Origin of the sequence: Sphingosinicella sp. CPCC 101087 (genome assembly GCF_004151485.1) — a bacterium.
Taxonomy (GTDB): Bacteria; Pseudomonadota; Alphaproteobacteria; order Sphingomonadales; family Sphingomonadaceae; genus Allosphingosinicella.
In genome coordinates this window covers 1-8012 of the sequence record NZ_SBFF01000011.1, presented here as the reverse complement: position 1 = coordinate 8012, position 8012 = coordinate 1, and the positions used below count along the sequence as shown (strand labels likewise).

The 8012-nt window shown below is 67.1% G+C and carries 10 protein-coding genes and 1 pseudogene; 2 read left to right on the top strand and 9 right to left on the bottom strand.

What is annotated here, in order from left to right:
• The 8 genes and pseudogenes from EKM57_RS22530 to EKM57_RS22705 all read right to left on the bottom strand — a co-directional run.
• Positions 1-442 (bottom strand): annotated as a pseudogene (locus EKM57_RS22530) (hypothetical protein); the annotation flags it as partial.
• The gene (locus EKM57_RS22710; protein WP_256386909.1) at positions 423-545 is read right to left on the bottom strand and encodes a hypothetical protein; all 123 of its coding nucleotides are present in this window, start codon (positions 543-545) and stop codon (positions 423-425) included. The gene EKM57_RS22710 and the pseudogene EKM57_RS22530, both read right to left, overlap by 20 nt.
• A gap of 138 nt (positions 546-683) precedes the next feature.
• Complete coding sequence (locus EKM57_RS16970) at positions 684-2477, bottom strand: monovalent cation:proton antiporter-2 (CPA2) family protein (protein WP_129793722.1); 1794 nt, start codon at positions 2475-2477, stop codon at positions 684-686.
• On the bottom strand, positions 2477-2947 hold the full coding sequence (locus EKM57_RS16965) for an iron-sulfur cluster assembly scaffold protein (protein ID WP_243451106.1): 471 nt from the start codon (positions 2945-2947) through the stop codon (positions 2477-2479). Before EKM57_RS16965 ends, EKM57_RS16970 begins: the two co-directional genes overlap by 1 nt.
• 25 nt (positions 2948-2972) lie before the next feature.
• Positions 2973-4289, bottom strand: coding sequence for a cysteine--tRNA ligase (gene cysS / locus EKM57_RS16960; RefSeq protein WP_129793721.1), 1317 nt, complete (start codon positions 4287-4289; stop codon positions 2973-2975).
• A complete protein-coding gene (locus EKM57_RS16955; RefSeq protein WP_371414155.1) occupies positions 4286-4816 on the bottom strand; it encodes a CvpA family protein in 531 nt (176 codons plus the stop codon). Before EKM57_RS16955 ends, cysS begins: the two co-directional genes overlap by 4 nt.
• A 180-nt stretch (positions 4817-4996) precedes the next feature.
• Positions 4997-5164 carry a Flp family type IVb pilin gene (locus EKM57_RS16950; protein ID WP_129793720.1) on the bottom strand — a complete coding sequence of 56 codons (168 nt, stop codon included), beginning with the start codon at positions 5162-5164 and terminating at the stop codon, positions 4997-4999.
• Between the two features lie 124 nt (positions 5165-5288).
• Positions 5289-5456: a Flp family type IVb pilin gene (locus EKM57_RS22705; protein ID WP_129793719.1), complete on the bottom strand. Its 168-nt coding sequence runs from the start codon at positions 5454-5456 to the stop codon at positions 5289-5291.
• 105 nt (positions 5457-5561) lie between these two features.
• On the opposite strand from EKM57_RS22705, the gene EKM57_RS16940 reads away from it, so the two are divergent.
• Positions 5562-5960, top strand: a complete 399-nt coding sequence (locus EKM57_RS16940) for a (deoxy)nucleoside triphosphate pyrophosphohydrolase (RefSeq protein ID WP_129793718.1) — start codon at positions 5562-5564, stop codon at positions 5958-5960.
• Here EKM57_RS16940 and EKM57_RS16935 read toward each other — a convergent pair.
• Positions 5957-6850, bottom strand: coding sequence for a class I SAM-dependent methyltransferase (locus EKM57_RS16935; RefSeq protein WP_243451104.1), 894 nt, complete (start codon positions 6848-6850; stop codon positions 5957-5959). The genes EKM57_RS16940 and EKM57_RS16935 overlap by 4 nt on opposite strands.
• Before the next feature lie 344 nt (positions 6851-7194).
• On the opposite strand from EKM57_RS16935, the gene EKM57_RS16930 reads away from it, so the two are divergent.
• Positions 7195-7845: a protein-L-isoaspartate O-methyltransferase gene (locus tag EKM57_RS16930; RefSeq protein ID WP_129793716.1), complete on the top strand. Its 651-nt coding sequence runs from the start codon at positions 7195-7197 to the stop codon at positions 7843-7845.
• Positions 7846-8012 lie beyond the last annotated feature (167 nt).

Here is an 8012-nt window from a genome sequence, read left to right as displayed (position 1 = left end):
GCGAAGGCAAAGGCGCGTCGAGGCGCTGCATCAGGGCCGAGAGGAAGACGCCGTCGCCGCGGCCGAATGCGCCGGCGCCGAGCCCGAAGCGCCCCGGCGCAAGCGGGCCTACTACGCTTACCGGTCGGGCGGCGCCTTCCGGAACCGAGAAATAGTTGATCGGACGGGGTCGCTCGAGCGGATCCAGCTGTTCGAGTTCCGCTTCCTCGCTTTCCTCGGTCTCCCGCACGCCCGGGGGTGCGGCGGAGACGGGGCTCGGCCGGGAGGATGGAGCGGGAACCGGCGCCGCTTTCTCCTCCGGCGGCGGCAGCGTCCCCGGATCGCCAAATCCCGGGGGCAGCAGCGATTCGGGCGCCTCGCCCTCCTGGCTCAGGGCGGGGATCGATGCTGCGAGCGCGGCGGCCCCGGCAAGGAGCAGGGTTCTATTTCGCCAGGACTTCATTCGTCACGTCCTGCTCGACGCGTTGCGTCGGGACCTCCGTGTCCACCGTCGACGAATAGACGAGGAAGCCGACCAGGAGGATAAGGAGGATGATCAGGACCATCGGGAGCGGCGACCGGCGGCGGCGCGTCGGAGCGAAATCATATCTTGGCATGGCCGGCCTTTTGCCCCAGCCGAGCGCGCCCTGTACAGCCCCCGCGGACGAGGTCGGCCGGACTCCGGCTTGCCCTCCCGCAATGCCTCACCCGGTTTCCCGATCGGGAATCTGATTCCTGGGCCCGAACATGCGCTCCTTGAGCGCCAGCAGGTCGCCAGAGCTCTCCTGTATGTCGAGCCGCTCCGCATCCCGGCGCCGATATTCCGCCTCGACCCGATCGACCTCCTCGGCGTCGAAGCAAAACAAAGCCAGCGCCTCGCGCCCCATGGCCACCGCCGATTCGAACAGCTCGCGTGCGACATAATGGGTTCCGAGCGGCCTCAAGGCGAGCAGCTGCCGCCGGTCGAAGGTGCGAACGAAGATGGCGGCCTGCGGGAAGGCGTCCATGATCGGCTGAAGGCGCTGCGCGGTAAGCGCCGCGCCGTCGATGCAGAAGAGCAGGGCCTTGGCATCGGCGGCACCGGCGAGGCGGAGCAAATCCGTCCTGGTTCCGTCGCCATAATAGACCTTCATGCCGAAGCTGCCGGACAGCTCGATCTGGCTGGGCTTGATATCGATCAGGGTGACCCTGATCCCCTTGGCCATCATCATCTGCGCGACCGTCTGGCCGAAACGCCCGTAGCCGACGACGATCGCCTCTGAAGCCTCGCTATGCTCCGGGCCGTCGAGACCGGCCGTGTCGCCGCGCGCCGATCGTCGATCGAGCCAGTCGTTGAACATCATCAGGAAGGGCGTGGTCGCCATGGACACGGTCACGATGGCGCCGAACAGACTCGCCGCCTCGGGCGCGATCAGGGCGGCGTTCTGGGCCGCGGCGAACAGGACGAAGCCGAACTCGCCTCCCTGGCTGAGCAAAAGGCCGAGCTTCAGCGCCTTGCGCGGCGGCATGCGGAATGCGCGGGCGATTCCGAAGAGGACTGAAGCCTTCACCGCGATGAGCGCGGCGGCCATGCCGATGACGAAAAGAGGGCGCTCGGCAATCGCTTCGAGGTCGAGCATCATGCCGACGGCGAGGAAGAACAGTCCAAGCAGGATCGAGCGGAAGGGATCGATGTCTGCCTCCAGCTCATGCCGATAAGGCGAATCGGCCAGCATGACCCCCGCGATGAAGGCGCCGAGAGCGGTCGAAAGATGCAGGGACTCCATGACGGCGGCGCTCGCGAGCACGACGAACAGGCCCGCGACAATGAACAATTCTCGCTCGCTGATTCGGCCGACCAGCTGGAACAAGGGGTTGATCAGGAAACGGCCGGCAAGGACCAGCCCGCCGATGGCGGCGATGGTGAACAGAGCGAGCTGCCATCCCGGGGGCGTGGCGGGATCGGCGGGCGCGCGCGACAGGGCGGCGACGATGGTCAGCAGCGGCACGATCGAAAGGTCCTGGAAGAGGAGGACCGAAAAGGCCCGCTCGCCGGCCTGGGTGTGAATCGAACCGTCGGCGCGCAGGCTCGGCAGCACCTGCGCCGTCGAAGACAGGGCGAGTGGGAGGCCGATCGCCAGCGACGCGGCAAGGCTGAAGCCGCCCACGAAATGGACGAGCGCGGCAAGGGCCAGGCCGCTGACCGTCACCTGAAGGAGGCCGAGCCCGAATATGTCCTGCTTGAGCCGCCACAATCGCCTCGGCTGAAGCTCGAGGCCGACGAGAAAGAGCAGCAGCACGATCCCGATTTCGGCGACCCGGAGCATCTCGTCGGGCGCCGAGATGAGGCCGAGGCCGTCGGGCCCGATCAGCGCGCCGGCGACCAGATAGCCGAGCACTGCCCCCAGGCCGAGGCGGCGGAACAGCATGACGAATATCATGGCGGCGCCAAGCATGATGACGCCGTCGCGCAGGACGAGCGCGGCGGCATCCGCGGCGGGAGCGGCGGTGGCCTCCATCAGCCGTGCCGGGCGGCCGCGGCCGCGTCGGCCGCAGCTTCGAACGCCAGCAGGATCGAAGCGTGGCGGGCGGTGAACGGTCGTGCGTAAGCGAACACCGACAGGCCCGGCCACTCGCCGGGATCGTCCCGGCTCCCCGCCAGGAATCCCGCCAGCCGATCCCGCGCAGCGGCGATCTCCTCGGGAGTCCGGCCGAGCGCATGCGCGCCCATCAAGGCGGCCGACGCCTGACCGAGCGCGCAGGCGCGGACCTCCTGGCCGAGTTCCAGGATCCGGCCGTCGTCTCCGGTGACGACGTCGACCGTGACCTCGCTTCCGCAAACCGGCGAGCGCCGAGTAGCGGACGCATGCGGCGCCCGAAGCCGTTCGAGATGCGGGATGCTGACGGCAAGCCGCAAGATGTCGCGGGTGTAGAGGGCGCTGGTCACGGGGGCGATATAGAGAGGGGCGAGCAGGTGTTCCACCGGCACGACGGGACATTCCCGGACCCGGGGTTCAGCCCCGTCGCCAGGTCGTTCCGTGCGGCTTATCCTCCAGGATGATGCCTTCGCGCGCCAGCTCGTCGCGAATCCGGTCGGCCTCGGCGAAATCGCGCCTTGCCTTGGCTTCGGCCCGCGCGGCGATGCGCGCGTCGATCCCTGCATCGCCTCCTCCCTGAAACCAGGCATCGTTGCTGTCGCCAAGCAGGCCGAGCAGATTCGCGCTGGCGCGGAGTGTCGCCGCATCCTCGATCGCCGAAAGGCGCGACAGAGCAAGCGGCGTGTTGAGGTCGTCGGCCAGAGCGTCCAGCACGGCCGCGTCGACATTGCCCGGCTCGGCGCCGCCGGCGGCCCGGTACAGGCGGTCCAGGGTCGTTCGGCTCTGCGCAACGAGGTTCTCCGACCATTCGAGCGGCTGGCGGTAATGGGCCGACAGCAAGGCGAAGCGCAGGGTCTCGCCCTTGTGACCACGCTCGAGAAGCTCGGCCACGGTGACGACGTTGCCGAGGCTCTTCGACATCTTCTCGCCGCCGGCCATCGAAAGGAAGCCGTTATGGACCCAGTAGCGCGCAAGGGCCGTTCCGGCATGGACGCACCGGCTCTGGGCGATCTCATTCTCGTGGTGGGGGAAGATGAGGTCGAGTCCGCCGCCATGAATGTCTATCGTCTCGCCGAGATGCCGCTCGATCATCGCCGAGCATTCGATGTGCCATCCGGGCCGGCCCCGGCCCCAGGGAGACTCCCAGCCGATCACGTCCGGCGCGGACGGCTTCCACAGCACGAAATCGGCCGGGTCCTTCTTGTAAGCGGCGACTTCGACTCGCGCACCGGCGATCATCGCATCGCGGTCACGGCGGCCCAGCGCGCCATAGCCCGGATCGGACGGCACGTGGAAAAGGACATGGCCGTCCGCTTCATATGCGTTGCCGCTCGCAATCAGCCGCGCGATCATCGCCACCATATCGGGTACATGCTCGGTCGCGTGCGGTGCGATGGTCGGCCCAGCGACGCCGAGTGCGCCCATATCCTCGTCGTAGAATTGCTCGAACCGCGCGGTCACCACGGAAGGGTCGACGCCTTCGGCGCGGGCCGCGTCGATGATCTTGTCGTCAACGTCCGTCACGTTGCGCGCATAGACGAGGCTGTTCTCGCCATAGACGTGGCGGAGCAACCGTGCGAGCACATCGAAGACCACCGCCGGCCGGGCATTGCCGATATGGGCGCGGCTGTAGACGGTTGGTCCGCACACATACATCGTCACTCGGCCGGGGTCGGCGGGCGTGAAGACGCGTCTCTCACGCGCCATGGTGTCGTGCAGTCTTATCTCGGTCATTCTGCGTTGCCGCGTCCGTCACGGTCGGCTTCTGCACCGCGACGCGCTTCGACCAGATCCACGATCGCCTCGCCGCTCGCGTGGAGCAGGGGATAGGTGCGCGAATTCGAAATCCAATCCGGCCGGGCCGCGGCACGCCCCCAGAGCATGTCATAGACGAAGTTGAGCGCGAGATAGAGCAAGGTGGCGCCCAGCAGCCCCTTCAGAGCGCCGAAGCCGCCACCGAGGATCCGGTCGATCGGGCCGACGACCGATCGGCGTACCTGTCCACCGACCCGGTGCGAAGCAAGCTTGCCGAGTAGGAACACGACGCCGAATACGAGCACGAACGCCAGCAGCCAGGCGCCGCTCCCGACCGGTCCCTGGAGCATCTCCGCCGCCGGGGCGTGGAAATAACGCAGCGCGAGGATCGCGAGGATCCAGGCGAACAGCGAGAGCAGCTCGAAGACGAAGCCGCGCAGGAAGCCGAAGACGAGACCCGCTCCCACGAGCAGGACCACCAATATGTCGAGGGCGGTCAGATCCATGCGCCGCAGGTAGTGCAGGAAAAGCGGCAGGGGAAGCGGCGAGTCGGGCCAGGCCAGGGCGACATGCTCTGGCCAGCCGGAGGGTCAAGCCGGTAAATTACGGCTGCCGCTGAAGCGGAGAAGAAGAAAGGGCGGCAGAATTGCTTCCGCCGCCCGCTTCGTTCTAATCTGAAAGGAAGCTTAGTCGCCGGCCATTTCGGTCGCCACTTCATTGAAAGTGGCGTTCAAAGTCGTGCCCAGGCTCGTCATCGCGGTAATGGCGGCAACGGCGATCAGTGCGGCGATGAGGCCGTACTCGATGGCGGTGGCACCCTTCTTGTCCTTGAAAATCTTGCGAATGAACTGCATTTCCGGTCTCCTTCGTTCAATTCCACTCGTTGGAAGTCCACACTTCCTTCGTCGCCCGCGCATTGAATCTGGGTCGACGAGCATTCCTTCTATGGAGGGGAGGTTTCCAAACGTTTAATGCGGATCAGCTTCCGCCGATCTCGTTTGCGACCATGTTCCACATGTTGATCGCGGTCGTTCCGAACTGACCAAGAGCCCCGATCATCGCGAGGAAGATCAAGGCGAGGATCATTCCGTACTCGACGGAAGTTGCGCCGTGTGCGTCCTTGAAAATCGCGAAGAATCGCCGCATCGCTGCTCGCCCCCGGCTGGGCTAGTCGCCCATTCGCGCTCGAATACGTGCTCCGTCGTTAACGAATTCCTACCGGATAGCTTGGAATTGACAGAAAATCCGACAATGACCGTGGTGGCTGTGGCGCTGGTGGACCCGCAACGGCGGGTCCTGTTGCAGCAGCGTTCACCGGGCCGCGCCATGGCCGGTCTCTGGGAATTTCCCGGCGGCAAGGTCGAGCCAGGCGAGCTGCCCGAGGCCGCCTTGATTCGTGAACTCGATGAGGAGCTGGGAATCGCCGTGCCGGCGCCGGCGCTGACGCCCGCCTGCTTCGCCAGCGCGGCGGTCGGCGGCAGGCACATGATCCTCCTCCTCTATATCTGCCGGGCCTGGACCGGCGAGCCGCGGCCGCTTGACGCGAGCGCGCTGAAATGGCTCCGCCTGCACGAGATGGATCCTGATGAGATGCCTCCGGCCGACCGGCCGCTCCTTGCCATGCTCGACGCGCTGATCGGCTCAACCTAATCCTTGCGCCGCAGCGCCTCCGTCAGGGAGGCGGTTGCACTGCCGCGCCTTGCCGGGCGTGGCTGGTCCGGAGACGGCGCCCAGCCACTCAGGTAGATAATCTCGAAGCGCTCGGCGATCTTGCCGTCCGTGTCGGCGCCCGCGGCGAAATCCGCGATCGCGGCTGCGAGCCCCACGCGGCCTAGCGGACGCCTCGACCTGAGCGCGAGCAGGTTGGTCCCGGCCATCCCTCGGAGGTCGCCGATCAGGCGCCCAAGCCCGGCAAAGCGGACCGCGACGCTTTCGATGTCGACGACCGGCAAGGTGAAGCCGGCGCGGCCGAGCAGGTCGCCGCACGCGCGCACGTCCACCTGAGGGTGCAGCCGCGGCGACGGATCCAGGCCTTCCGCCGTGTCGGCGGCGCGCATCGCCTGTCGAAGCCGCGGCAGGCTGCCGGCACCGGCAAAGGAAGCGAGGAAGAGCCCGTCGGGCCGCAGCGTTCGACGGATCAAGGTAAGCGCGCCCGGCAGGTCGTTCACGGTATCGAGCACGCCAACCGAGAGAACCAGGTCGAAAGCCCCGTCGGCGAAGGGGAGGCGGTCCTCGTCGCAATGCACGCCGGCCGCTGCCCGTGCGAGTCTCGCGCCGGCATCGGCGGCGGCGACCTCGATCCCCCGGCTGCGAAGCCGATCCGGCAAGCGCAAGTCGCCGCAGCCGAGTACCAGCGCGCTGCGAAACTCCCGCTGCACCAGGTCGAGTCGCTCGAGCAGTTCCTCGGTGGCACGGCGGTGGAGGTAGAAGGCGTCGTCCCCGGATCGTTCCGCCCGGTCGCGCCGAAGGCGGCGCAGCCCGCGATCGAATGGACGCTCTTGGACAGCCGCCGCGCTCTCCGCGGCCGATTCGGACGTCACCACTCTGCCTCCGCCTGGGCCCCGGGCAGATCTCCGCGCTCTTGCCGTCGCCATGATCGCGGCAACTAGCCTGCCGCAGCCGTGACGGAAAGGCATGTCCGCCAGCGGACAGGCTTGTCCGTTTCCGGACAGTCCGGGCGCACCGGCAGCTGCTGTCCGAAGCGGTGAGCGTTCGTGGCACGTCTCTTGCTGTTCGATGGTCGTCCTCACGGCCTGAGGATGCGCCGACGGGCTGGATCGGTCCATTTATCTCCGCTTGGCCTATACGGGGGTTACCGATAAAAGCCGCAAGGGGCCGGAAGTGTATTGCGTCACTAAGACAGTTATGCGAGTAGAATGGCGGGATGACTGAACAGAATTTCGAGCAGATGCGGCGCGCCATGGTGGCTAGCCAGCTTCGGACGACCGGAGTCAACGACCCGCGCGTGGTCGCGGCGATGGGAGCCGTGCCGCGCGAGCGGTTCGTTCCGGCAGAGCGCCGCGCGCTCGCTTATGCCGACACGCTGGTTCCGATCGGCCACGAACGCCAACTCAGTCCCCCGATGGCGCTCGGACGGATGCTAACCGAGGCGCGGCTGGGCGGCGACGAGCGGGCGCTCGTGATCGGCGCCGCCACCGGCTATTCGGCTGCCGTGCTGGCGCGCCTGGTCAGGTCGGTCGTGGCGCTCGAGGAAGTATCCGAACTGGCTGCTTTCGCAAGGAGCGCCCTGGTCGGCACCGGCGTCGATCTGGTCGAAGGACCGCTCACCCAAGGCCATCCGGCGGCCGGGCCTTATGATTTCATCCTGATCGATGGCGCCGTCGAATTTGTTCCGCAGGCCATCGTCGATCAGGTGGCGGATGGCGGAGAGGTTGCGCTGGCGCTGCTGGAGGACGGGGTGACGCGCCTTTGCGTCGGCCGCGTTGCCGGGGGAGCGTTTGGCACGACCGCCGTTTCCGACGTCGCCGCGGCCGTGCTGCCGGGCTTCCTGAGGCCGCGCGGATTCACTTTTTGATTTTGGAGCGAGAGCGTGATGCGGGGACGGTTGCTGGCGGCGGTGGGGATGGCTGCCTTGACGATGGGCGGCGCCGCTCATGCGCAGACGGAGACGCTGCGCGAGGCGCTGGCGAAGACCTATGATGCCAATCCGACGATCATGGCGCAGCGGGCGCAGCTTCGCAC

Bases quoted from the DNA above. Each gene is read 5' to 3' on its own strand.
- EKM57_RS22710 (WP_256386909.1), bottom strand. From the start codon at position 545: ATGGTCCTGATCATCCTCCTTATCCTCCTGGTCGGCTTCCTCGTCTAT.
- EKM57_RS16970 (WP_129793722.1), bottom strand. From the start codon at position 2,477: ATGGAGGCCACCGCCGCTCCCGCCGCGGATGCCGCCGCGCTCGTCCTG.
- cysS (WP_129793721.1), bottom strand. From the start codon at position 4,289: ATGACCGAGATAAGACTGCACGACACCATGGCGCGTGAGAGACGCGTC.
- EKM57_RS16955 (WP_371414155.1), bottom strand. From the start codon at position 4,816: ATGGATCTGACCGCCCTCGACATATTGGTGGTCCTGCTCGTGGGAGCG.
- EKM57_RS16950 (WP_129793720.1), bottom strand. From the start codon at position 5,164: ATGCAGTTCATTCGCAAGATTTTCAAGGACAAGAAGGGTGCCACCGCC.
- EKM57_RS22705 (WP_129793719.1), bottom strand. From the start codon at position 5,456: ATGCGGCGATTCTTCGCGATTTTCAAGGACGCACACGGCGCAACTTCC.
- EKM57_RS16940 (WP_129793718.1), top strand. From the start codon at position 5,562: ATGACCGTGGTGGCTGTGGCGCTGGTGGACCCGCAACGGCGGGTCCTG.
- EKM57_RS16930 (WP_129793716.1), top strand. From the start codon at position 7,195: ATGACTGAACAGAATTTCGAGCAGATGCGGCGCGCCATGGTGGCTAGC.